This window comes from Streptomyces sp. NBC_01255 (genome assembly GCF_036226445.1).
Lineage (GTDB): Bacteria > Actinomycetota > Actinomycetes > Streptomycetales > Streptomycetaceae > Streptomyces.
This window is the reverse complement of the sequence record NZ_CP108474.1, coordinates 7,747,058-7,769,945: the sequence shown is the minus strand read 5'-3', so window position 1 is coordinate 7,769,945 and position 22,888 is coordinate 7,747,058. Positions and strand designations below refer to the sequence as shown.

Annotated in this window: 15 protein-coding genes and 1 pseudogene; 9 read left to right on the top strand and 7 right to left on the bottom strand. The window is 70.8% G+C overall.

Features of this window, described 5'->3' with window-relative positions; all coding sequences use genetic code 11:
* Nucleotides 1-28 precede the first annotated feature (28 nt).
* The 3 genes from OG357_RS35250 to OG357_RS35240 all read right to left on the bottom strand — a co-directional run bounded on the left by OG357_RS35250 (nucleotide 29) and on the right by OG357_RS35240 (nucleotide 2,691).
* The gene (locus OG357_RS35250) at nucleotides 29-955 is read right to left on the bottom strand and encodes a carbohydrate ABC transporter permease (protein WP_329624969.1); all 927 of its coding nucleotides are present in this window, start codon (nucleotides 953-955) and stop codon (nucleotides 29-31) included.
* Between the two features lie 315 nt (nucleotides 956-1,270).
* On the bottom strand, nucleotides 1,271-1,636 hold the full coding sequence (locus OG357_RS35245; RefSeq protein ID WP_329624968.1) for an iron chaperone: 366 nt from the start codon (nucleotides 1,634-1,636) through the stop codon (nucleotides 1,271-1,273).
* A 71-nt stretch (nucleotides 1,637-1,707) separates the two neighbouring features.
* On the bottom strand, nucleotides 1,708-2,691 hold the full coding sequence (locus tag OG357_RS35240) for a LacI family DNA-binding transcriptional regulator (protein ID WP_329625794.1): 984 nt from the start codon (nucleotides 2,689-2,691) through the stop codon (nucleotides 1,708-1,710).
* 375 nt (nucleotides 2,692-3,066) lie between these two features.
* On the opposite strand from OG357_RS35240, the gene OG357_RS35235 reads away from it, so the two are divergent.
* Both OG357_RS35235 and OG357_RS35230 read left to right on the top strand, forming a co-directional pair.
* Nucleotides 3,067-4,503 (top strand): RICIN domain-containing protein, encoded by a 1,437-nt coding sequence (locus OG357_RS35235; RefSeq protein ID WP_329624967.1) that lies wholly within the window; start codon nucleotides 3,067-3,069, stop codon nucleotides 4,501-4,503.
* Between the two features lie 195 nt (nucleotides 4,504-4,698).
* Nucleotides 4,699-7,146, top strand: a complete 2,448-nt coding sequence (locus tag OG357_RS35230; RefSeq protein WP_329624966.1) for an RICIN domain-containing protein — start codon at nucleotides 4,699-4,701, stop codon at nucleotides 7,144-7,146.
* Nucleotides 7,147-7,240: 94 nt separating this feature from the next.
* Here OG357_RS35230 and OG357_RS35225 read toward each other — a convergent pair whose 3' ends face one another.
* Nucleotides 7,241-8,992, bottom strand: a complete 1,752-nt coding sequence (locus tag OG357_RS35225) for a glycoside hydrolase family 35 protein (protein ID WP_329624965.1) — start codon at nucleotides 8,990-8,992, stop codon at nucleotides 7,241-7,243.
* Nucleotides 8,993-9,384: 392 nt separating this feature from the next.
* Here OG357_RS35225 and OG357_RS35220 point away from each other — a divergent pair, with 392 nt between their 5' ends.
* On the top strand, nucleotides 9,385-12,303 hold the full coding sequence (locus tag OG357_RS35220; RefSeq protein ID WP_329624964.1) for a glycosyl hydrolase family 95 catalytic domain-containing protein: 2,919 nt from the start codon (nucleotides 9,385-9,387) through the stop codon (nucleotides 12,301-12,303).
* 183 nt (nucleotides 12,304-12,486) lie between these two features.
* Nucleotides 12,487-12,885, top strand: a complete 399-nt coding sequence (locus OG357_RS35215; RefSeq protein WP_317601780.1) for a TOBE domain-containing protein — start codon at nucleotides 12,487-12,489, stop codon at nucleotides 12,883-12,885.
* A gap of 23 nt (nucleotides 12,886-12,908) precedes the next feature.
* Here OG357_RS35215 and OG357_RS35210 read toward each other — a convergent pair whose 3' ends face one another.
* Nucleotides 12,909-14,483: a PucR family transcriptional regulator gene (locus tag OG357_RS35210; protein WP_329624963.1), complete on the bottom strand. Its 1,575-nt coding sequence runs from the start codon at nucleotides 14,481-14,483 to the stop codon at nucleotides 12,909-12,911.
* A gap of 238 nt (nucleotides 14,484-14,721) precedes the next feature.
* Here OG357_RS35210 and OG357_RS35205 point away from each other — a divergent pair, with 238 nt between their 5' ends.
* The 4 genes and pseudogenes from OG357_RS35205 to modA all read left to right on the top strand — a co-directional run bounded on the left by OG357_RS35205 (nucleotide 14,722) and on the right by modA (nucleotide 19,505).
* Nucleotides 14,722-15,558: an FAD binding domain-containing protein gene (locus OG357_RS35205; RefSeq protein ID WP_329624962.1), complete on the top strand. Its 837-nt coding sequence runs from the start codon at nucleotides 14,722-14,724 to the stop codon at nucleotides 15,556-15,558.
* Entirely contained in the window at nucleotides 15,555-18,335 is a 2,781-nt protein-coding gene (locus OG357_RS35200) for a molybdopterin-dependent oxidoreductase (protein ID WP_329624961.1), read from the top strand. The genes OG357_RS35205 and OG357_RS35200 overlap by 4 nt, the downstream gene beginning before the upstream one ends.
* Before the next feature lie 127 nt (nucleotides 18,336-18,462).
* Nucleotides 18,463-18,549 (top strand): annotated as a pseudogene (locus OG357_RS35195) (MerR family transcriptional regulator); the annotation flags it as partial.
* Nucleotides 18,550-18,671: 122 nt separating this feature from the next.
* On the top strand, nucleotides 18,672-19,505 hold the full coding sequence (modA, locus tag OG357_RS35190; protein ID WP_329624960.1) for a molybdate ABC transporter substrate-binding protein: 834 nt from the start codon (nucleotides 18,672-18,674) through the stop codon (nucleotides 19,503-19,505).
* A 160-nt stretch (nucleotides 19,506-19,665) separates the two neighbouring features.
* On the opposite strand, the gene OG357_RS35185 is transcribed toward modA, so the two are convergent.
* Complete coding sequence (locus OG357_RS35185; RefSeq protein ID WP_329624959.1) at nucleotides 19,666-20,085, bottom strand: TOBE domain-containing protein; 420 nt, start codon at nucleotides 20,083-20,085, stop codon at nucleotides 19,666-19,668.
* Nucleotides 20,086-20,716: 631 nt separating this feature from the next.
* Here OG357_RS35185 and OG357_RS35180 point away from each other — a divergent pair.
* Complete coding sequence (locus tag OG357_RS35180; protein WP_329624958.1) at nucleotides 20,717-21,493, top strand: class I SAM-dependent methyltransferase; 777 nt, start codon at nucleotides 20,717-20,719, stop codon at nucleotides 21,491-21,493.
* 49 nt (nucleotides 21,494-21,542) lie between these two features.
* On the opposite strand, the gene eno is transcribed toward OG357_RS35180, so the two are convergent.
* A complete protein-coding gene (gene eno, locus OG357_RS35175) occupies nucleotides 21,543-22,850 on the bottom strand; it encodes a phosphopyruvate hydratase (protein ID WP_329624957.1) in 1,308 nt (435 codons plus the stop codon).
* Nucleotides 22,851-22,888: the final 38 nt, after the last annotated feature.

Here is a 22,888-nt window from a genome sequence, read left to right as displayed (position 1 = left end):
CGTCGTCGCGAGGGAGGTGGTCATCGGTTCAGCCCTTCCGCATGCCGCGCAGCTGGACCGCGTAGGCGATGATCGCGGTGATCACGCCCATCACGATCGCCACGGTCGCCGCGTAGTTGTGCTGCTGGCCCGCGAAGGACAGCGAGTAGGTGTAGAGGTTCGGGGTGAAGTCGCTGGTGATCGCGTTCGGGGCGAGCTTCTGGAGGATGCTCGGCTCGTTGAACAGCTGGAAGCTGCCGATGATCGAGAAGATCGTGGCGATGACGAGCGCGCTGCGGATCGCCGGCAGCTTGACCGAGGTCACGACGCGCCACTCCCCCGCGCCGTCGATCGCCGCCGCCTCGTAGAGCGAGCGGGGCACGACCTTGAGCGCCGAGTAGAAGATCAGCATGTTGTAGCCGACGAACTCCCAGGTCACGATGTTGCCGATGGACGCGAGGACCAGTGAAGGCGAGAGCGGGTCGGGCAGCGTGATCCCGAACGCGTCGTTGATGTTGCCGACGAGACCGAACCGCGTGCCGTACATGAAGCCCCAGATGAGGCTGGCGACGACGGCGGGGACCGCGTACGGCAGGAAGACCGCCACCCGGAAGAAGCTCTTGCCGTAGAGCCGGCCGCTGTCGATCGCGAGGGCGACGAGCAGCGCGATGCCGAGCATGACCGGCACCTGGATCAGGAGGAACAGGCCCACCCGGGCCAGTCCGTCCCAGAAGCGCGGATCGGTGAGCGCCTCGCCGTAGTTGTCGAGGCCGACGAAGGAGGTGCCGCCGATGAGCCGGTCCTTGAAGAGGCTCAGGTACAGGGCGTATCCGATCGGCGCGAGGAACACCAGGCCGAAGACGGCGACGAACGGGCCGGCGAACCCCCATCCGACCAAGGCCTCCTTGCGGAGACGGGAGCGCGCTCGGCGGCGGGGCGGCGGGGCCGCCTGTGCTGACGTCGACAGGAGCGTCATGGTGGTTCCTTGCGTCGGTGACCGACCGGTCGGGAACGGAGCGGGGAAGCAGAATCTCCGGGCCGGAAGGCTGGAAGGAGTCTGAGCCGATGAGTCGATGTTTACGTAATCATCGATGGCCTGATGTTTGCACCACCCCCAGATGGGCGTCAAGCACAAGGACGTAGCGATCAGGCGGAATTCGGCCGCCGAACGCCGCCGGGGCGCGGATTCATGCCGTCATGGCGGCCGCGCGGCACATGGCGACTCGGCGAAGGCGCGAGAAAGGACCGCAGGTCGGAACGGGTGGGAGCGGTACTCGCCTGCCCAGCGGTGTCAGCAGATCTCGCCGGGCCGGGCAGCCGTGGCCATGAGGAGCTCCCGCAGCAGGCCGAAGTCGACGCTCTCCGGCGTGCGGAACCGCAGACAGCCCTTGCCCATGTCGTGACCGGCCAGCCGTTCGTCGAACGCCTCACGCACGTCACTGCGCATGAGGTAGAAGGAGATGTACTGCTTCTGGCTGGCGAACGCGATCTCGCACGTGCCGTCCCGCTCGTATGCGGGCATCCCGTACGCCATGACCTCGCCGAAGCCCACCAGCTCCTCTCGGCACAGCCGCCGCATCCTGGTCAGCACGGCCCTGCGTTCCTCGGGGACCTCGGTCAGGTAGCCGTCGACGTCACTCGCCTCGCTCTGCACCATTCCGTGAGGTTATGCCGGATGGGAAGCAGCCATCAACAGGTCGCCCGCCTTCCCGGCGCCGCCGGGGTCCGTCAGGCGGGCGGAGGTGCTGTGCTGCCCCGCACCACGAGGGTGGGTTCCACGGCGAGTCGCCGGGGGCCGTTGCCTCGGCGTTCGATCTGTTCGAGCAGCAGGGTCACACAGTGCCGGCCCACCACGTCGAAGTCCTGGTGGACCGTGGTCAGAGGTGGCTCGAAGAAAGGAGCCTCGGGAACGTCGTCGAAGCCCGCCACGCTGATCTCGCCCGGCACGGACCGCCCCGCCTCGTGCATGGCACGCAGGACGCCCAGCGCCATCTGGTCGTTCGCCGCGAACACCGCCGTGGCGTCGGGGATCTGCGCGAGCGTCCGCCCTGCCAGGTAGCCCGACTCGGCGGTCCAGTCCCCGTACAGCGTCGGGCGTACCGGGGCGCCGGCCGTGACGAGCGTGCGCTCCCACGCTTCGGCGCGCCGCCGGGCGGCGAAGGAGTCGCGCGGGCCGCTGACGTGGTAGACGGTCCGGTGCCCGAGCTCCAGCAGATGGCCGACGACGCTCTGGGTGCCGCGGGCCTGGTCGAAGTCGACGTTCGGGTACTCGTGCCCCGTGTCGCCGTCGGCGACCACCACCGGCATCGTGGGCGGCAGGTGCAGCGACGGCGTGTCGAGCATCTGCGACTCGACCAGCACGATGCCGTCGACCGACTGGAGCATGAGGTGCCGGAAGGCCTGCCGTACGGCGGCTTCGGTCTGCGCCCGGATGCCCATGAAGTTGACCGAGAAGCCGGCCTCGCGCGCCGCGTCCGCGATGGCTCCGAGCGTACGGGCGTTGCCGTGCGCGCCCACGTCGAAGCTGACGACGCCGATCGCGCCGAACTTGCCGGTGACCAGGGCGCGCGCCGCCGCGTTGGGGCGGTAGCCGAGCTCCTGCATCGCGGCCAGCACCTTGGCGCGCGTCGTCTCGTCGACGTTGTCGTGGTTGTTGGCCACGCGCGAGACCGTCTGCGAGGAGACTCCGGCTCGCGCCGCGACCTCCGCCATGGAGGGCCACTTGCGGGGCGGACGCGAGCGGGGCGTTCTCGTTGCCTTGTCCGCCACGTTCGACCGTTCCTTCCCCGGGGCCTCGAGGACGCACGCCGACGCGCCCCATCAAGCCATGTTGACGCAAACAGGGTCCCGGGGTCAAAACCCTGATCTCTTTCGTCCGAATCCTTGACAGGCTCCCGGGCTCCTCCGAAACTTCCGGCTACACCGTGTTTACGAAAACATTACGTAGGCCGCGGTGTTCCACACGGTCTGAACGACCGGTGTCCCCCTCCAGGCGCCTCACCGCTCCGGACCCCCTCCGGCGCGGTCGTCCGCCGCACTCTCCGCGCGGAGCGCCCGGTCCGACGCAACACCACGAGGTATCGCGCCATGCGACTCAAGATCTCCGGGACGGCGGCATTCCTGTGCGCCCTCCTCCTGTCCCTGGTCACCGCCGCGGGCACCGCCCACGCCGCCCCGGTGCCCATCGCCAACGGCACCCAGTTCACCGATCCGGCCGGCAACCCCGTGCACGCCCATGGCGGCGGTGTGCTCAAGGTCGGCCAGTACTACTACTGGTTCGGCGAGAACCGGAACACGGACAACACCTTCCGCTACGTCTCCGCCTACCGCTCCACCGACCTGAAGACCTGGGAGTTCCGCAACCACGTCCTGACCGAGGCGTCCGATCCGGAGCTCGACTGGGCCAACATCGAGCGCCCCAAGGTCGTCTACAACAGTTCCACCCAGCAGTTCGTCATGTGGATGCACAAGGAGAACGGCTCGGACTACGGGGAGGCGCGCGCCGCCGTCGCCGTCTCGTCCACGGTGGACGGCGACTACACCTGGCGCGGCAGCTTCCGCCCCCTGGGCCACATGTCCCGGGACATCACGACCTTCGTCGACACCGACGGCACCGGCTACATGATCTCCGCCGCCAACGAGAACGCCGACCTGCATGTCTACCGGCTGACCCCGGACTACACGGCTGTGGAGTCGCAGGTCCAGCGGCTGTGGGCGGGTCACTGGCGGGAGGCCCCTGCCATGTTCAAGCGGGGCGACGTGTACTTCCTCCTGACCTCCGGCGCCACCGGCTGGGCCCCCAACCAGCAGAAGTACGCCACCGCCACCAGCATCACCGGCTCGTGGAGCGACCTGAAGGACGTCGGGGACGGGACGACCTTCCGCAGCCAGACCGCCTACGTCCTGCCGGTCCAGGGCACGAAGGGCACCAGCTACCTCTACATGGGAGACCGCTGGGGCAACTCCATGGGCGGGACGGTCAACGACTCCCAGTACGTGTGGCTGCCGCTCTCCTTCCCCACCAGCACCACCATGACCATGGACTACTCCCCTCAGATCACCGTCGACGCCGCGGCGGGGACCGTCAGCGGCATGAACGTGCCGTGGGAGTCGCTGGCCGCCCGCAGCAGCGGCAAGTGCGCCGACGTGGCGAACTTCGACTCGGCCGACGGCGTCCAACTGGTCCAGTGGGGCTGCGGAAGCGGTGTGAACCAGCACTTCTGGATCAAGAAGCTGGGCACCGGATACGTCCAGATCATGGCCCGGAACAGCGGTAAGTGCCTCGACGTCGCCGGGGCCTCGGCCGCGGACGGCGCGCTCGCCGTACAGAACACCTGCGACGGCTCGGCCTCCCAGCAGTGGAAGGTCCGGACTACGGACGTCGCCGGGTACGTCGAGCTCGTCGCCCGCCACAGCGGCAAGTGCCTCGACGTGTCGAACTGGTCGGGCGCCGACGGAGCCGCCCTCGCGCAGTGGACCTGCAACACGGGCGACAACCAGAAGTGGCGGCGCTCGGCGGTCTGACCGCCGCGTACGCCGTGAGGCCGCCCTCGTACCCATGAGACCGGCTCGTACCGCGCGAGACCGGCTCGTACCCCGTGAGACCAGCGCGTACGCCGTGAGACCGACGCGGGGCGGCCACCGTCCCCGGCCGCCCCGCGTCACCGCCCCTCATCCCCCCCCCCCCCCCCCTTCTCCCCCCTCTCGAAGGAGCAGGTCGTGTTCCCCACCCACCACCGAGCCCGCCACCGAACGGCGTCACTCCGCCGCCCTCGGCCCACCACGCGCCTGGCAGCCCTCGGCGCCGCCACGGCCCTCGCCGCCACGGCCTTCAGCACGGTGGGACCCGGCTCGACGCCGGCGAACGCCGCGGAGACCCCCGCCGCGGCCCTGACCGTACGGCTCGACCCCGGTTACCAGCACCCCGCCTTCCAGGGGTGGGGCACCGCGCTCGCCTGGTTCGCCAACGTCACCGGCGGATGGCCGGACGCCCAGCGCGACGCGCTCGCGGACGCCCTCTACGGCGCCGACGGCCTGGGGTTCACGATCGCCCGCTACAACATCGGCGGCGGCGACAGCCCCGAGACCACCCCCTACATGCGGGTCGGCGCGGCCGTGCCCGGCTACTGGAACCGGCCCGGCGCGGAGGCCCCCGACTGGTGGGACCCGAACCGCGCCGACCACTGGAACCCCGGCGCCGACGCCAACCAGCGCTGGTGGCTCACCGCCGCCAAGGCACGCGGAGCCACCACCTTCGAGGCCTTCTCCAACTCGGCGCCGTACTTCATGACCAACAGCGGCCTGGTCTCGGGCGCGGCCAACGGCTGGCAGGACAACCTCCGCTCCGACCAGTACGACCGGTTCGCCGCGTACCTCACGGGCTCGCTCCAGCGGGCCCAGTCCGCCACGGGCGTCACCTTCGACTCCCTCTCGCCGGTCAACGAGCCGGACACGGACTACTGGCACGCGGGCGGCCGCCAGGAGGGTTCGCACTGGGACCCGGCCTCCCAGGCCCGCATGATCACGACGCTGCGCGCCGCGCTCGACGCGAAGGGCGTGACGACCCCGATCGCCGGGATGGACGAGACGAACCCGGGGAAGTTCCGCTCCAATTGGGAGTCGTACGCCCCCGCCGTCCGGGACACGGTGGGCCGGCTCAACACGCACACGTACGGAACGAACGGCCGCACCGGCGTCCGCGACATCGCCAAGGGCGAGACCACGCCCCTCTGGATGTCCGAGGTCGATCTCGGCGGCAGCGTCCCCCAGAGCTTCACCTCCATGAGCCCCGCGCTCGACCTCGCCCAGCGCATCAACGACGACATCCGTGAGCTGGAACCGAGCGCCTGGGTGCTCTGGCAGGCCGTCGAGGACTACGAGAACATGACGCCGGGCCGCGAGAACTCCAACTGGGGCCTGATCCAGACCGACTTCACCCCTGACGACGCGGCGACCGAGCCCCTGCGCAAGAACAAGAAGTACTGGGCGATGGCGAACTACAGCCGCTTCGTCCGCCCCGGCGCGCGCATCGTCAACACCGACGACCCGCAGACGCTGGCGGCGGTGCGGCCGGGCGGAAATGGCGTGGTCGTCGTCCACACCAACCCGACCGGTGAGGAGCGCGAGGTGACCCTGAACCTCGACGGCTTCCAGACGGCCGCGGCCGGGCCCGTCGAGCGGTGGACCACCGACGCGACGAAGAACCTCCAGCGGGACGGCGACGCGGCCGTGAGCGGCCGGACGCTCAAGGCCACCGTCGGCCCCGGCTCCGTCACCACGTTCGTCCTGCCCACCGTCACCGGCGTGAACCCGGCGACGACCATCGCGCCCACCGGCACACCGCGCCTGCTGCTCAACGACAACAGCGGCAAAGCGCTCGCCGTCGCCACCGTGGGCGGCAAGAGCACGGCCGTCCAGCGCACCTCGGCCCCGGCGGACAGCGCGCAGCAGTGGACCTTCACCAAGCTGTCGGCCGCCGACTGGGGAAGCACCGCCGCCTATCGGATCACCAACGCCAGGACCGGCAAGGCGCTCGCCGTCTCCAGCGGCGCTCTGACCTTCGTGTCGCCCGGATCGTCCACGGCTCAGCAGTGGATCCGCTCGACCACGGGCGACGGCCACAGCACCTTGATCAACGTGGCCAGTGGGCGGCTCCTGGACGTCACGGGCGCCTCGACCGCCGACGGGGCACCCGTCGGGGTCCACCAGCCCACGACCGGCGCCAACCAGTCCTGGACCTTCCCGGGCACCGCACCGGATGCCTGGCGGACGCTGTCCTTCCGGCACAGCGCCAAGTGCCTCGACGTCAGCGGTGCCGGCGCGGAGGACGGCGCGTCCGTCGTCCAGTACGGCTGCAACACCGGGTCCAACCAGCAGTGGTCGCTGCGCTCGACCGGCGGCGGATACGTGAACGTCGTCGCCCGGCACAGCGGCAAGTGTCTCGACGTGAGCGGCCTGTCCACAGCCGACGGCGCCGACGTCTTCCAGTACGTCTGCAACGGAGGCCGCAACCAGGAGTGGGCGGTCCGGAGCACCGGCGACGGGCACCTCACCCTGACGGCCCGGCACAGCGCCAAGTGCCTGGCAGTGAGCGGCGCCTCCACGGCGGACGGCGCGGTCGTGGAACAGCGGACGTGCGACGGCGCCGCCGCACAGCAGCTGAGCTGAGCTGAGCTGACAGGCGAAGAGCCGGGCTCGGACGGAAGAGCCGGGCTCCGACCGATGGGTCGGAGCCCGGCTCTTCTCGCGCCGCCCGTCGTGGCTACTCCTCGGTGGGCCCGAGGTCGGCCGCGTCGCGGAAGTGGACCGTACGGGCCCGGTGCGCCGCGTGGAGCTCCAGGACGACGACCTCGTTCGTACCGGAGCGGAGCACCGGCGCCGGCACGTACAGGGAGCGCTGCGGGCCGCGGGACCAGTAGCGGCCGAGTGCGAAGCCGTTGACCCAGGCGTTTCCCTTGGTCCAGCCGTCGAGGTGCAGGAAGGCGTCGGCGGGGTCGGTCACCTCGAAGGTGCCGCGGTGGAAGGCCGGTCCGACGACCGTCGCGGCGGCGGGCGCGAAGGGGACGTCCTGCGGGTCGGCGAGCGGGAGCGCCCGGCTGGTCCAGCCCGCGAGCTCCGTGCCGTCGAGCAGGACTTTCCCGAGGAGGCCCTTGCGGTCGTGGATGCCCTGGCCGTAGTTCACCCGGCCCTGGTTCTCGACGAGGACGGTGAGCGTGCTGCCGGCCCGGGGCACCGTGAAGGCGAGGGCGTGCTCGTGGTTCTCCCGCTCCAGGACGCCCACCGGCTGGCCGTCGACGAACACCTGGGCCCGGTCACGGACGTGCTCGACCTCCAGGAGGGCCGGCCCCGTGAGCGGCAGAGTCGTCTCGTACAGGACGAACCCGAAGTCCTGTTCCAGTTCCTCCATGGTGAGGGGCCGGCGCGCCTCGACGGCGCTCCCGAGGGCCGCGGCGTGGGCCAGAAGGCCTGCGGTCTCGGTCAGGGGCACGGTCCGCGGGGCGAGTTTGGGGCCGGGCGGCGGGACGGGGGCGTCCGGCACGGGCGCGTACTTGGCGATCACGTCGCGGAAGGCGGCGTACTTCGGCGTCGGGTCGCCGGCCTCGTCGAGGGGCGCGTCGTAGTCGTAGGAGGTGACGGTCGGCCGGTAGGTGTGTTTGTCGTTGGCGCCGTTGGTGAAGCCGAAGTTGGTGCCGCCGTGGAACATGTAGAAGTTCACCGACGCGCCGGTGGCGAGGAGTTCGTCGAGCTCGCGGGCCGCCTGGCCGGGGTCGCGGACCACGTGGTGCGCGCCCCAGCGGTCGAACCAGCCGATCCAGAACTCCGTGGTCATCAGGGGGCCTTCGGGGCGCCGGGCGCGGAGGTCGGCCAGGTGCTCGGCGGAACGGCTGCCGAAGTTCGCGGTGGCGAGGACGCCGGGCAGGGAGCCGCGTTCCAGGTCGGCGGGCTGGTCGCAGGTGAAGAGAGGGACGTCGACGCCACAGCGGCGCAGGGTTCCTGCGAGGTGCTCCAGGTAGGCGGTGTCGTCGCCGTAGGCCCCGTACTCGTTCTCGACCTGGACGGCGAGGACGGGGCCGCCCTGGGAGGCCAGGTAGGGCCGGAGCGGGGTGAGGAGCCGGTCGAAGTAGTCGTCGACCGCGGCGAGGAAGCGGGGGTCTCGGGAGCGCAGGCGTATGTCCGGCTCGGCGAGCAGCCAGGAGGGGATGCCGCCGCCCTCCCATTCGGCGCAGATGTACGGGCCGGGGCGGAGGAGGACGTGCAGGCCCTCGGCGGCGGCGAGGTCGAGGAACCGGGGCAGGTCGAGGCCGCCGTCCAGCGTGAAGCGGTCGGGCCGCGGCTGGTGGAGGTTCCAGGGGACGTACGTCTCGACGGTGTTGAGCCCCATGAGCCGGGCCTTGCGGAGTCGGTCCGCCCACTGGTCGGGGTGCACGCGGAAGTAGTGGAGACCGCCGGACAGGAGCCGAAACGGTTCGCCATCGAGGGTGAAGCCGCCCTCGTCGATCTGGAGAAGAGGCATGGACGGATGCTCCTGTGCTGGGGTGACGGGCGCTGTCGCGGAACGGGAAGATCCTGATGCGGCTATGTTTGCGTAAACACAGCATGCCTGGCAACCCTCCGCCGACCCCGACTCAACCCCCGCCCAACCCCAGCCCAACCCCCGCTCACGAGGCGTCGGCACGCATCACGGAAGCGGACCGACGGGAAATTCCCCCAAGCCTCAAGGGAATCCGCACAGATATTGACGCGCCGTCGCGGCGCATGCTGCACTGACCCCGGGCTGAATGTTTACGTTCACATTGCGCACGAGTAACGCCGGAGGGGACGCCGCGTCACTCGCCGCCGCTCACCAGCTGCCCCGGCAAGCCGTCTTCCCCCCTCCCCCATCTCCTCCTGATGAAGGAGTCATGCATGCCCTCCCCCGACGCCTCTCGCGCCGCCTCCCTCGACCGCAGAGGCTTCCTCGCCGCCGCCGCGCTCACCGCAGCAGGCGCGGTCGCGCTCCCCGGCGGCCTCCTCCCCACGAGGGCCGAGGCCGCCGTCCCGTCGCAGGTCGCGCTCCCGCAGCGGGGCATCCACGACACCGCCCCGGCATGGGCGTGGACCGACGGTTTCGTCAGCGGCAACGGCGAGTACGGTGCGGTGTTCCACGGAACGCCGCAGCTGGAGAGGATCGTTCTCAACCACCACCGCTTCGTCCTGCCCAACGGCACCCGCGACGTGCTGCCGCCCGTGCTCGCCGACCGTCTGGAGTCGGTGCGGGACAGGGCTCTGGCCGGCGACTACTGGGGGGCCGCGGGCACCTTCGCGGAAGGCTGGTCCCTCCGCTGGACCCAGACCTTCCACCCCGGGTACGAGCTGGTGCTGAGCACGCCCGGCGCGACCACCGCCGACGACTACGCCAGGACGACCGACTTCCGTACCGGCGAGGTCACCCACAGCTGGACCGACAGCGCCGGCGTCTGGAAGCGGCGCGCTTTCGTCTCCCGCGCCGACAAGGTCGTCGTCCACGAGCTGCTCCCCGCCGACGGCCGTACCGTCGACACGACGATCAGGGTCGACACCGCGCTCGAAGGCGTACCCTCCGACGTCGGCTTCACGACAATCGCGACGGCCGCGAACGGCACGGGCCAGCTCGACCTCCGCGCCACCTACCCGGCCGGCCAGGGGGCGTACGGCTACGAGGGCGTCACCCGGGTCGTCGTCACGGGCACCAAGGCGTCGGTGTCGTCGGCCGGAGGCGACACGCTGGTCGTCTCCCGCGCGACCAAGGTCCTGCTGCTGACCAAGCTGGGCCGGTACGAGAACGCGGGCGACTGGAACGCCAAGCCCCTGCAGACCGCCCTGGCCGCGCTCCCCGCCGACTACGCCACGCTTCTGGGGCGGCACGCGCCGCTGCACCAGGCCATGTTCGACGGTTCGAGCCTGGACCTCGGCGTCTCCGCCACCGACCGGCAACTGTCCACGTCCGAGTTGACCGCGCGGCAGAACGACGACCGGTCGGTCGTCGACCTCGCACTCCTGGAACGGATGTACGACTCGGGGCGCTACCTGTTCGTGTGCTCCAGCGGCGTCCTGCCCCCACGCCTCACCGGGCTGTGGGCCGGCAGCTGGAACGGCGCCTGGGCCGACGACTTCACCACCGACGCCAACATCAACCTCCAGGTGGCCGGTGGCACCATCCTGAGTCACGGCGACGCCATGCAGGGGTACTTCGACCTCGTCCTGGGACAGCTCGACGACTGGCGCAGGAACGCCACGAACCTCTACGGCGCGCGGGGCTTCCTCGCGCCCTCCCGTACCGACGGCGAGTACGGCCACATGCTCCACTTCAACGGCGGCGACTTCCCGGGCCAGTGCTGGACCGGCGGCGCCGACTGGATGCTGTACCCGCTCCTGGAGCACTACGAGGTGACCGGCGACACGGCGTTCCTGCGGGAGAAGCTCGGGCCGGCTCTGATGGAACTCGCGCTGTTCTACGAGGACTTCCTCACGCGGACCGACTCCCACGGGAAGAAGATCTTCGTTCCGTCGTTCTCGATGGAGAACTCACCCTCCAACACGGGGCAGATGCTGTCGGTCAACGCCACGGGCGACATCATGGCCGGCCGCCACGCCCTGCAGGCCGCGGTCGACGCCGCCAACCGGCTGAACGTGGAACAGGGTTCAGGCCAGGGCGTGGCCCGCTGGACGGCGCTGCTGGCCCAGCTGCCCGAGTACACGGTCAACGGCGACGGCGCGCTGGCCGAGTGGTCCTGGCCCGGGCTGAACGACCGCTACAACCACCGGCACGTCCAGCACCTGTACGGGGCCTGGCCCCTGCACGAGATCAACCCCGAGGACGCACCCGACCTCGTACGCTCCGCGCGCAAGGCGCTCCGGCTGCGCGGCGACGAGAACCGCTCGGCCCACGGCAGCCTCCACCGCGCGCTCGCCTGGAGCAGGCTGAAGGACGGCGCCGGCGTCTACGACAACCTCCGCAAGGTCCTCGGCAGCAACATGGTGTGGCGCTCGCTGGTCACCTCCCACAACCCCGACCTGCACATCTACAACACCGACGCCGCCAACGCGCTGCCGGCGATCGTCGCCGAGTCGCTGGTCTGCACGCGGCCGGGACTCCTGGAAATCCTCCCGGCCCTGCCCGATCAGCTGGCCCGTGGCACGATCCGCGGCGTACGGGGCCGCAACCGGGTCCTCGTCGAGAGCCTCACCTGGGACACCGCTGCCCGCACCGCCACCGTCAGCCTCGTCTCGGCCATCAGCCACACGATCACGTTCGTCTGCCGCCGCGGCATCACGTCGCTGTCCACCACGGCGCCCACGGCCCCGTCCCCGCTCGGCGACCACGCCAGGGAACTGTCCCTCACCGCGGGGGCCCGCACCCAGGTCACGATCGGCCTGCTCACGGGGACTTTCCGCCTGGTCAACCGCGCGAGCGGCAAGGTCCTCGACGTGGCGAACCACTCCACGGCCGACGGCTCTCCGGTCATCCAGTGGCCCTGGTCGGGCGGGACCAACCAGCAGTGGCGGCTGCTCCCCGACTACGACGGGTCCTTCCGGCTGTCCAACGTGAACAGCGGCAAGGTCCTCGACAACCCGGGGGCCTCCACGTCCCCCGGTGAGCCGCTGGACCAGTGGACGGACACGGACAGCCCCAACCAGTGGTGGAAGCTGGTGCCGGCCGGGACAAGCGGTCACTACCACCTGGTCAACGGCTCCAGCGGTCTCCGCGCGGCCGTGGAGAACGGCTCGACGAGCGAGGGAGCGAGGATCGTCCAGATGCCGGCCGACGGCTCCGCCGGCCAGGAATGGGCGCTCGTCGCCCTCTGACCAGGTCGCCACACAGTCACCGGAACAGCCTCAGCGGAACTCGTGGACGACCTGGACCTCGCCGACCATGTGGGCGTTGAGGTCGGAAGCCCGGACGATACCGGCACCGCAAACCCGGCAGCCACGCGGTTTCCGAGCCGCGCGGCAACGCGAACGCGTGTGTGCATGACCTAGAGTGCGGGGGTGTCGTCGTACAGCATTGGGCAGGCAGCGAGCCTGCTCGGAGTGAGTTCGGAGACCGTTCGCCGGTGGGCGGACGGCGGCAAGCTGGGCATGGAGCGCGACGGGGCCGGGAAACGGGTCATCGAGGGTGCGGCCCTGGCCCGCTTCGCGAAGGAGCGGGGTGCGGGACTGCACGCCGTTCCGGACGACGACGTGCCGACCTCCGTCCGGAACTCGTTCGTGGGGATCGTGACAGCCGTACGCGTCGACGACGTGGCCGCGCAGGTGGAGGTCCAGTCCGGCCCGCATCGGCTGGTGTCCCTCGTGACGCGCGAGGCCGTCGAAGAGCTCGGCCTCGACGTCGGCGTCACGGTGACCGCCCGGGTGAAGTCGACGAGCGTCCACATCGACGTACCCTGACCACCCCGCTCCGGACGTGACCGTCAGCGGCAGAGCAGCGCCGCCCGCAGGTCCGCCTTGCGGTCGAGGCGGGACAGGTCCCGGCCGGTGAGCGCCTCGATGCGCTCGACGCGGTAGTGGACCGTGTTCACATGGACGTGCAGGGCCTCGGCGGTCCTCGCCCAGGAGCAGTCCTTCGCCAGGAAGACCTCCAGCGTCTCCAGGAGCATGGCGCGGGAAGCCCGCCCGGAGCCCAGCAGCGGACCCAGGACCGTCTCCCGGTAGACGGCCCGTACGTCGGCCGGGATGCCGGCCATCAACATCTCGAGACCGACGAGGTCGCCGAGGCCGGCGACACGCGCCGCCGACGGTGCCGCGGTGCGGGCCGCCGACAGCGCGTAACGCGCCTGGGCGAGTGCGCTGTTCAACCCCGCCGCGGCGGTGACGGGCTCGCTCACACCGGCACGCGGTGTGGAGGCCGGGCGGCAGGCGTGGACCAACGGCCATACCTCGCCCAGCACTTCCCGGACGCCGAACCCGCGCCCGCGCCCGTCCCCGTCCCCAGTCCCGGCCTCCTCGCGCGCCACGACCGCCATCGTCTCACCGCCGACGCCGCCCTCGGCGACGGCGAAGGAGACGGATGCGGAGACGGACGACAGGTGATGCAGCGCCTCCGTGAGCGCGGCGACGGCATCCGCACCGGCCTCGCCGTGCGGCCCCACATCCGCGACGACCACGGTGTACGCCGCCTTGTCGCCCAGACCGCAGGACGCCAGCGCGCCGTGCAATCGGCGGGCATCGACGCGCGGAGCACCCACGGCGTCCATCAGCTCCGCGGCCGCCGCGATGCGCGCCGCCCGGTGGCGGTCCTGGCGGCGCCGGTGGCGGCCGAGGAGCTCGGCTATCTCCTGAAGGACCCGCGGAGGCACCTGCCCCGGCTCGGGCAGATGGAGGTGCCAGGCGTCGAAGACCGTGTCGTCCGCCTCGACCCGCACCGTCGTGCCGTGCGCACCGCGCAGGTGTTCCGCGGCCCGCGGAGCGGCCAGTTCCGTCGAGCCGGTGGTGCGGGCGACCGTCCGGCCGCTGCTGGTCAGCAGGTGGCAGGCGGGCGTGCCCAGGTGGCCGAAGGCCCGGTCGAGCAACTCGCCTGCCGTCGCGTCGGTTTCCAGGGCGCGGTCGAGGTCCAGTCGGACGTTCTCCGGCAGCGCGAAGTGGTCGTCGGGACGGCGGCTGAGCTCGCCCCACTGCCGGAGGTACACGGCTTCGGTGATCGCCCGGAAGCTCGTGTGCGCCGGTACGGCGATCAGCGCGATCCGATGCCTCCGGCAGGCTGCCGCCAGCTCGCCGGGCACCTCGCCGTGCGTTTCCTCGCCGGCGAGGAGCGCCACCGCCCCGGCACCGCGCAACGCGGAGACGAAACTGTCGGCCTTGTCCGAGCCGCCGTCCGGGCTCCACCACACGAGTCCGCTCAGCACGACCTCCCCCGGCTGGAGGAACCGCGCCGGAGCCTCCAGGTCGGTCGCCGTCACGCCGCGGATCTCCTGGCCGAGCAACGCCTCGTCGCCCCAGACGAGCGAGAGGTCGAGACGGTCGAGTCGGAGGAGATGGTCGACGTGCATACGGGCTCCTTGTGCGATCACGGGACGAGCCCGCACCCCACATTCACGAGGCGAATGCGAGTCGGGACATCGTAGATGCCCGGACTCAGGCAGAAAACAGCTCCTGGTTGATCCTCCAGTACCCGGTGTTCCGGGGTGGTGGTTTTCCGGCTTCGCGACCAGTCGTGCCGCCCGCCTCCCCCGGGCTTCACTGGCCGGAAGGCATCGGTCGGAAGGCGTAGGGCATGGGGGCGCGGGGATGGATCTGAACACGATCACGGACGTGAGGGACGCCCGGCTCCGCGAGCCGTGGCGGCCGGGTGACGCGTGGCTGGGCGGGGGCACGTATCTGTTCTCCGAGCCGCAGCCGCACCTGCGCCGGCTGATCGATCTGAGCCGGACCGGGTGGGAACCGCTCACCCGGCACGCGGACGGCTCGCTGGAGATCGCGGCGACCTGCACGATCGCCCAGCTGTCCCGCTTCGGAAGGCACACCCTCGACGCCCCGGCGGCGCCGCTCTTCGAGCAGTGCTGCCGGGCCTTCCTCGCCTCGTTCAAGATCTGGAACATGGCGACCCTCGGCGGGAACCTGTGCAACGGCCTGCCCGCGGGGCCGATGATCTCGCTGACCGCCGCGCTCGACGGCAGCTGTCTTCTCCAGGCGCAGGACGGCTCGTTGCGGGAGGTGAAGGTGGTCGACTTCATCACGGGCGCCGGTCGCAAGGACCTCGCGGAGGGCGAGCTGCTGCGCTCCGTCACGCTCCCCGGCCGGGCACTGGAATGCCGTACGGCGTTCCGGCAGGCCTCGCTGTACGGGCTCGGCCGCTCGGGTGCGCTGGTCATCGGGACACTCGATCCGGTGGACGGCTCGCTGGCGGTGACGATCAGCGCGGCGACCGTACGCCCGTTCCGGTTCTGGTTCCCGCTGCCGCCCGACGCCGAGCAGCTGCGACGGGCCATCGAGGGGACCGTCGGCGACGAGGACTGGTTCGACGACATCCACGGGCTGCCCGAGTGGCGGCGGCACATGGGTTTGCGCCTCGCCGAAGAGGTCCGCCGCGAACTGACCCACAGCTTCGAAGAGAGGGCCCGATGAGCTTCCGCATCCGTGTCAACGACCGTGCCTTCGAGGACGAGCCGCGCGCCGGCCAGTGCCTGCGCACCTATCTGCGCGAGCGCGGCTGGTTCGGTGTGAAGAAGGGGTGCGACGCGGGCGACTGCGGCGCCTGCACCGTCCACGTCGACGGCGAACCGGTCCACAGCTGTCTGTATCCGGCCGTTCGGGCGGAGGACCGTGCCGTCACCACCGTCGAGGGCCTCGCCTCTCCTGACGGTGAACTCCACTCCGTACAGCGGAAGTTCCTCGACGCACAGGGCTACCAGTGCGGCATGTGCACGGCCGGGTTCCTGATGACGACGGCCGCCCTCGAAGCCGAGCGGGGCACCACGCACGACGACGGCAAGCTGGACGACCTGCCCCGCGCCTTCAAGGGCAACATCTGCCACTGCACCGGCTACCGCGCGATCGAGGACGCCGTACGGGGTGTGAAGCACACCGAACGCCCCTGCGCGGGCAAGGCCGTCGGCAGGAACGTCGGCGCCCCGGCCGGTCCCGATGTCGTCACCGGCAGGGCCCGCTACACCTTCGACGTCGAGGTCCCTGGCCTCCTCCACATGAAGCTGCTGCGCTCCCCGCACCCGCACGCCCGGATCGTCTCCATCGACACGTCCGCCGCGCTGCGCGTGCCGGGTGTGCATGCCGTCCTCACCCATGAGGACGCCCCGGGGACGCTGTACTCCAGCGCACGCCACGAGCACCCCACCGAGGACCCCGACGACACCCGGGTCCTGGACGACGTCGTCCGCTTCGTCGGGCAGCGGGTCGCCGCCGTGGTCGCCGACAGCGAGCAGGCCGCCGAGGAGGGATGCCGGCGGATCGAGGTGGAGTACGAGCAACTCCCGTACGTCACCGACCCGGAGGAGGCGATGCGGCCGGGCGCACCGGTCATCCACGCCGGGAAGGGCCCCGAGGTCCGCATCGCCCGCGTCGACGACAACGTGGCGGGCGAGGTGCACGGCGAGATCGGTGAGGTCGAGGCGGGTTTCGCGGAGGCCGACGTCGTGTACGAGGAGACGTTCCGCACCCAGCGCGTGCAGCACGCCAGCCTCGAAACCCACGGCTGTGTGGCGTACTTCGAGCCCAAGGAGGACGGCACGGGCGAACGCCTCACCGTCCGTTCCTCCACCCAGACGCCGTTCCTGACCCGGCGCGCGCTGTGTGCCCTGTACGAGCTGCCGGAGGACGAGGTCCGGGTGGTCGCCGGCCGGGTGGGCGGCGGCTTCGGCGGCAAGCAGGAGATGCTCACCGAGGACATCGTCACCCTCGCCGCGCTGAAGCTGCGCCGCCCGGTGAAGCTGGAGTACACCCGGGCCGAGCAGTTCTACGGAGCGACCACCCGGCACCCGTTCACCATCGGGATCAAGGTCGGAGCCCGCGCCGACGGCACGCTGACCGCCGTACAGATGCGGGTCGTGTCCAACACCGGGGCGTACGGGAACCACGGTCCGGCCGTCATGTTCCACAGCGTGGGCGAGTCGTTCGCCGTCTACCGCGCCCCGCACAAGAAGGTCGACGCGTACTCCGTCTACACCAATGTCGTCCCGGCGGGCGCCTTCCGGGGATACGGCCTCGGCCAGGTCACCTTCGCCGTCGAGTCCGTCATGGACGAACTGGCCCGGCGTCTCGGCATGGACCCGCTGGCCTTCCGCGAGCGGAACATCATCGGCCCGGGCGATGCCATGCACAGCCCGATCGGCGAGGAGGAGGACCTGCACATCGCCTCGTACGGCCTCGACCAGTGCCTGGAGGTCGTCCGCCGGGCCATCGCGGAGGATCGCAGCGCGGAGGAGGCTCCCGAAGGGTGGCTCGTCGGACAGGGAACCGGCATGGCCATGATCGCCACCGGACCGCCCGGCGGCCACTACGCCGACGCCCGCGTCTCGCTCCTCGACGACGGCACGTACGACATCGCCGTCGGCACCGCCGAGTTCGGCAACGGCACCACCACCGTCCACAAACAGATCACCGCGGGCGCGCTGAACACCACCGAGGACCGCATCACCATCCGCCAGTCCGACACCGACGTCGTACGCCACGACACCGGGGCCTTCGGCTCCGCCGGCACCGTCGTCGCCGGCAAGGCCGTCCTGCTCGCCGCGACCTCCCTCGCGGAACGGCTGCGCACGCTGGCGGCCCGCCACACCGGCACGGCCCGGCACCTGTGCGTGCTCGGCGCCGAGGCCGTCGACTGCGCGGGCCGGCTCGTCACCCTCAAGGAGCTGTACGAGGCGGGGTACGCCCTCGGTGCCGCGGAGGAGCTCGCGGCGGACGGACACTGGGGCGGCTCGCCCCGCTCGGTCGCCTTCAACGCCCAGTGGTTCCGGATCGCCGTCGACCCCGGGACGGGCGAGATCCGCATCCTGCGCAGCGTCCACTCCGCCGACGCGGGCAAGGTCATGAACCCGATGCAGTGCCGCGGCCAGGTCGAGGGCGGAGTCGCCCAGGCCCTCGGCGCCACGCTCTTCGAGACGGTCCGGATCGACGAGCGCGGCGAGGTCACGACGGCCGCGTTCCGCCGCTACCGGCTGCCCCAGTACGCGGACGTCCCCCGCACCGAGGTCCACTTCACGGAGACCAGCGACGCGATCGGCCCGCTCGGCGCCAAGTCCATGAGCGAGAGCCCCTTCAACCCCGTCGCCCCCGCCTTCGCCAACGCGCTGCGCGACGCCACCGGGATCCGCTTCACCGAACTGCCGGTCACCCGCGACCGCGTCTGGCTCGCCCTGGACCGGGAGGCGCGGAGCGTCGGGTGACGGATCCGGCGCCGCTCGTCGATTCCTACAGCCTCTCTCTCATTCGCGATGGAGAGTCCCACAGCTTTGTTGCATATGAGATCCAGTCCGCCCTACGGTGTGGCACATGCAGTTCACCTCCATGGGTCAGGCCGTGGAGGCGCCGGGACTGGAAGTCGGCATGCAGGCCACCGCCCGCGTGAAGTCGACCAGCGTGCACATCGATCGCACCTGACCACCCTCACGCAGCACCACAGCACCACAGCACCACCTCGCTGCGACACCGCAGCACCTCGGCAGTCGGCGCGGCCTGCCATCCCCGTACTCCTCGTTCGTCCCCAAGGAGCTCAGACCCTCATGACCTTCACCCTCGCCCCCACCAGACGCCGTGCCGCCGCTGCCGCCCTCACCGCGGCCCTGCTGGTCCCCCTCACCGCGTGCGGCAACAACGACGACACCAAGAAGGACACCGCCGGCTCCACACCCTCCGGCTCCACACCCTCCGGCTCCGCGAGCGCCGCGCCCCGGGCGAACCTCACCGTCCTCGCGGCGGCGTCCCTCACCAACGTGTTCAAGACGGCGGGTGCCGCCTACGAGAAGGCCAACCCGGGCACGAGGATCACCTTCTCGTTCGCCGGCTCGCAGGAGCTCGTCGCCCAGGTGTCGCAGGGCTCGCCCGCCGACGTCCTGGTCACCGCCGACACCAAGAGCATGGACAAGGTCAAGGCCGACACCGGCACCCCGGCGATCATCGCGAAGAACCGGCTCGTCATCGCCACCGGCGAGGGCAACCCGTTCAAGGTCGACGAGCTGAAGGACCTTGCCGACACCAAGCTCAAGGTCGTCCTCGCAGCCCCCGAGGTGCCCGCGGGCAAGTACAGCAAGCAGGTCCTGGACGCCCAGAAGGTCACGGTGAAGCCGGTCTCGCAGGAGCCGAACGTCCGCGCCGTGCTCAGCAAGGTCGAGCTGGGCGAAGCCGACGCCGGCCTCGTCTACAAGACCGACGCCGCCTCCGCAGCCGACAAGGTCGACGCCGTCGAGATCCCCGACGCGCAGAACGCCATCGCGAAGTACCCGGCCGCCACACTCAAGGACTCCAAGAACGCCGAGGCCGCGGCCGCGTTCGTCGCCTGGCTGTCGTCGCCCGAGGGCCAGAAGATCCTCCAGGACGCCGGCTTCCAGAAGCCGTAACCGACCGGCGCCGGCCGGATGGTGAGGGCTGCCCGTACCGGGGGACGGTCCCTGCTGCTCCGGTCGGTTCACCGAGCGCATGGACGGCCTGTGAGCCCGTCCGATGCGGAAGGGCCACGCTCCCCGGGCGGGTGCGCGGCCCTCTCGTACAGCAGGAGAATCAGGCGGAGGCGAGGGAGATCTCGGTCGACTTGATCAGGGCGACAACGGAAGTCCCGGCGTTCAGACCGAGGTCCTCGACGGCTTCCTTGGTGATCGCGGCGGTCAGCTCCCCGCCCTCGACGGAGACCTTCACCGACCCCATGGCGCCGCCGGTCGACACCTCGGTGACGGATCCGGCGAGCTGGTTGCGAATGGAGATGCCCTCGACGGGACCGGTCGCGAGGGCGACCTCGGTGGACTTCACCAGCGCCTTCACCGCGGAACCTGCGGTCAGGCCCAGGTCCTTGACGGCATCGGCGGTGATGGCGGCGGTGATGTCCTGGCCGCCGGCCAGGCGCACCTTCACGGACGCCATGGCCTCGCCCGTGGTGACGGCCGTGACGGTACCGGGGAGCTGGTTGCGAATGGACAGGGTCATGGAGAACACGCCTCACAAAGCCGGAAACGAACAGTCATCACTTCTGTGGCCTGCGTCCCAATCGACGCTACCGGAAGGAAATTCCCCGCCGGCAACGCGCATCGCATTCACCAGCCTTTCAGACCCCACTGCCTCGCTCATTCCACGAAGGTTTCGCGAACCTTGCCTTGAGCCCCACGAGCCCGCTGACCTGGGACTCACTTCGGCAACCAAGCATCCGCCCACCACGCGGGGGCTATTTCCATGAAATGCACATGAGCGGATGCTCGGCGATGCGGACCGCATATACGGCGCCCTTCCGCACCCCGCCCATCTCGGAGCGGCGCGGGGCGATCGTCCTGACCCCGGCGACCGACGTCGATCCACTCCGTCGGCCACTTCCTGGCGCGCGCCGAACTGCAGGGCTGAGCGACCAACGGGCGTCAGCCTGCACGCCCGTCCGCACCTCCAAACCACATCTACCTGCCGTCATGGCTGATCAGCCAAGCATTCGTGAGGCAATTGTGATCCTGGGCCCGCAGATGCAGGATGGATGGCGTGGCCGTCCGAGCTGAGGCGGTTGCGCGGAGCTCCCATGCCCGAGCCCCGCGTCCGCTTGCGCTGTTCCTGCTCACGAGGCGAGGTAAGGCAGATGACGACACGTACGTACGACGGCAGCGTCGGCGACGTCGACCACAGCACGATCGGTTCCGGCCACCCCGCCCACCGCCGTCCGGACGGACGCATCGCCCGACTCGTCGCCAAGGGCCTGGGGCAGGCGCGCACCGTCCTCACTGTCGGCGCCGGCGCCGGATCGTACGAGAGTATCGCCGGCGCGGTGACCGCCGTCGAACCGTCCGCCTTGATGCGGGCCCGGCGGCCGGACCGACTCCCTCGCGCGATCGACGCCGCCGCCGAGGACCCGCCGTTCCCCGACGGCGAGTTCGACGCGGCGATGACGCTGTTCAGCTTGCACCAGTGGAGCGATGTGAGCACCGGCCTGCGGGAGATGCGGCGCGTGACCCGAGGTCCGGTCGTGGTCCTCACGTGCGACCCGGCACTCGTACGCCACTTCTGGCTGTACGACTACGCCCCCGAGGCCCTCGACATCGAGGCCCGCCGCTACCCGCTCGTCGACGACATCGCCGCGGCCCTCGGCGGAGTGGTCACCGTCGACGCCGTCCCCATCCCCTTCGACTGCACCGACGCCTTCAACGAGGCGTACTACGGCCGCCCCGAGATGCTCCTCGACCCCGGCGCCCGCCAGGCGTGCTCCGCCTGGAGCTTCGTCGACGACGGCGTCCGCGAACGCTTCGACCGAACACTCCGCGACGACCTGCGATCCGGGGCCTGGGACGAGCGCTTCGGCCACCTGCGCTCCCGGCCGGCTTACGAGGGCTCACTCGTCGTCGTACGGTCCACTCCCTGAGGCGCGCTGCCCCCTGAGGCCCCGCGCAGCCAGTGCCCCCGCCCGCTGTTCACGACCGGCGCAGGACCGAGCGACCCGCAAAGCGCGCCGAGCCACCCAACTCCTCTTCGATACGGATCAGTTGGTTGTACTTCGCCGTGCGGTCGGAGCGGGAGAGCGAGCCGGTCTTGATCTGACCGCAGCCGGTCGCCACCGCCAGGTCCGCGATGGTGGTGTCCTCCGTCTCGCCCGAGCGGTGCGACATGACCGCCGTCCAGCCGGCGTCCTGGGCCGTCGCCACGGCGGCCAGCGCCTCGGTCAGGGTGCCGATCTGGTTGACCTTGATCAGGATCGAGTTGCCGGCGCCGGTGTCGATGCCTTCGCGCAGCAGCGTCCCGTTGGTGCAGAACAGGTCGTCGCCGGTGAGCTGGCAGCGGTCGCCGACGCGGGCGGTCAGCTCGCGCCAGCCGTCCCAGTCGTCCTCCGCCATCGGGTCCTCGATGGAGACGATCGGGTAGGTGTCGATGAGCTTGGCGAGGTAGTCGACGTTCTCGGAGGGGGTGCGGCGCACTCCCTCGCCCTTGTAGTCGTACACACCGTCGTGGAAGAACTCCGAGGACGCCGGGTCCATGAGCAGGGCGATGTCAGCGCCGGGACGGTAGCCGGTGCGCTCGATGGCGGCCATGACGAAGTCGAGCGCCTCCTCGGCGGTACGCAGCGCGGGCGCGAAGCCGCCCTCGTCGCCGACGCCCGTGGAGTGCCCCGCGGCCAGCAGATCGCGGCGCAGGGTGTGGAAGACCTCGCTGCCCATGCGAACGGCTTCGGCGAAGGTGTCGGCACCCACGGGCGCGATCATGAACTCCTGGAAGTCCAGCGGATTGTCGGCGTGGGCGCCGCCGTTGACGATGTTCATCATCGGCAGCGGCAGGAGGTGGGCGTCGGCGCCGCCGAGGTAGCGGTAGAGGGGCTGACGGTGGGCCGCAGCGGCGGCCTTGGCGGCGGCGAGGGAGACACCGAGGATCGCGTTGGCACCGAGCCGGGACTTCGTGGCCGTGCCGTCGAGGGCGACCAGCGCGGCGTCGAGACCCGCCTGATCCGCCGCGTCCCTGCCCCGCACGGACGCCGCGATCTCCCCGTTGACGTGGGCCACCGCACGGTCGACACCCTTGCCGTGCCAGCGCCCGGAGTCTCCGTCGCGGAGCTCCACGGCCTCCCGGGCGCCGGTGGAGGCGCCGGAGGGGACGGCCGCGCGCCCCAGGGATCCGTCGGCCAGGACGACGTCGACCTCGACGGTGGGGTTACCCCGGCTGTCGATGATCCGGCGGGCGGTGACGGACTGGATGGCGGCTTCGATGGTGTCGACTGCCTCTGTGGACATGGGAGTTCCTCCCCGTTGTCGTGTGCCGTGGCCCCGGC

What these genes read in the sequence shown, in the direction of transcription:
- OG357_RS35250 (WP_329624969.1), bottom strand. Translation starts at nt 955, where the DNA reads ATGACGCTCCTGTCGACGTCAGCACAGGCGGCCCCGCCGCCCCGCCGC.
- OG357_RS35245 (WP_329624968.1), bottom strand. Translation starts at nt 1,636, where the DNA reads ATGGTGCAGAGCGAGGCGAGTGACGTCGACGGCTACCTGACCGAGGTC.
- OG357_RS35240 (WP_329625794.1), bottom strand. Translation starts at nt 2,691, where the DNA reads ATGGCGGAGGTCGCGGCGCGAGCCGGAGTCTCCTCGCAGACGGTCTCG.
- OG357_RS35235 (WP_329624967.1), top strand. Translation starts at nt 3,067, where the DNA reads ATGCGACTCAAGATCTCCGGGACGGCGGCATTCCTGTGCGCCCTCCTC.
- OG357_RS35225 (WP_329624965.1), bottom strand. Translation starts at nt 8,992, where the DNA reads ATGCCTCTTCTCCAGATCGACGAGGGCGGCTTCACCCTCGATGGCGAA.
- OG357_RS35220 (WP_329624964.1), top strand. Translation starts at nt 9,385, where the DNA reads ATGCCCTCCCCCGACGCCTCTCGCGCCGCCTCCCTCGACCGCAGAGGC.
- OG357_RS35210 (WP_329624963.1), bottom strand. Translation starts at nt 14,483, where the DNA reads ATGCACGTCGACCATCTCCTCCGACTCGACCGTCTCGACCTCTCGCTC.
- OG357_RS35205 (WP_329624962.1), top strand. Translation starts at nt 14,722, where the DNA reads ATGGATCTGAACACGATCACGGACGTGAGGGACGCCCGGCTCCGCGAG.
- OG357_RS35200 (WP_329624961.1), top strand. Translation starts at nt 15,555, where the DNA reads ATGAGCTTCCGCATCCGTGTCAACGACCGTGCCTTCGAGGACGAGCCG.
- modA (WP_329624960.1), top strand. Translation starts at nt 18,672, where the DNA reads ATGACCTTCACCCTCGCCCCCACCAGACGCCGTGCCGCCGCTGCCGCC.
- OG357_RS35185 (WP_329624959.1), bottom strand. Translation starts at nt 20,085, where the DNA reads ATGACCCTGTCCATTCGCAACCAGCTCCCCGGTACCGTCACGGCCGTC.
- OG357_RS35180 (WP_329624958.1), top strand. Translation starts at nt 20,717, where the DNA reads ATGACGACACGTACGTACGACGGCAGCGTCGGCGACGTCGACCACAGC.
- eno (WP_329624957.1), bottom strand. Translation starts at nt 22,850, where the DNA reads ATGTCCACAGAGGCAGTCGACACCATCGAAGCCGCCATCCAGTCCGTC.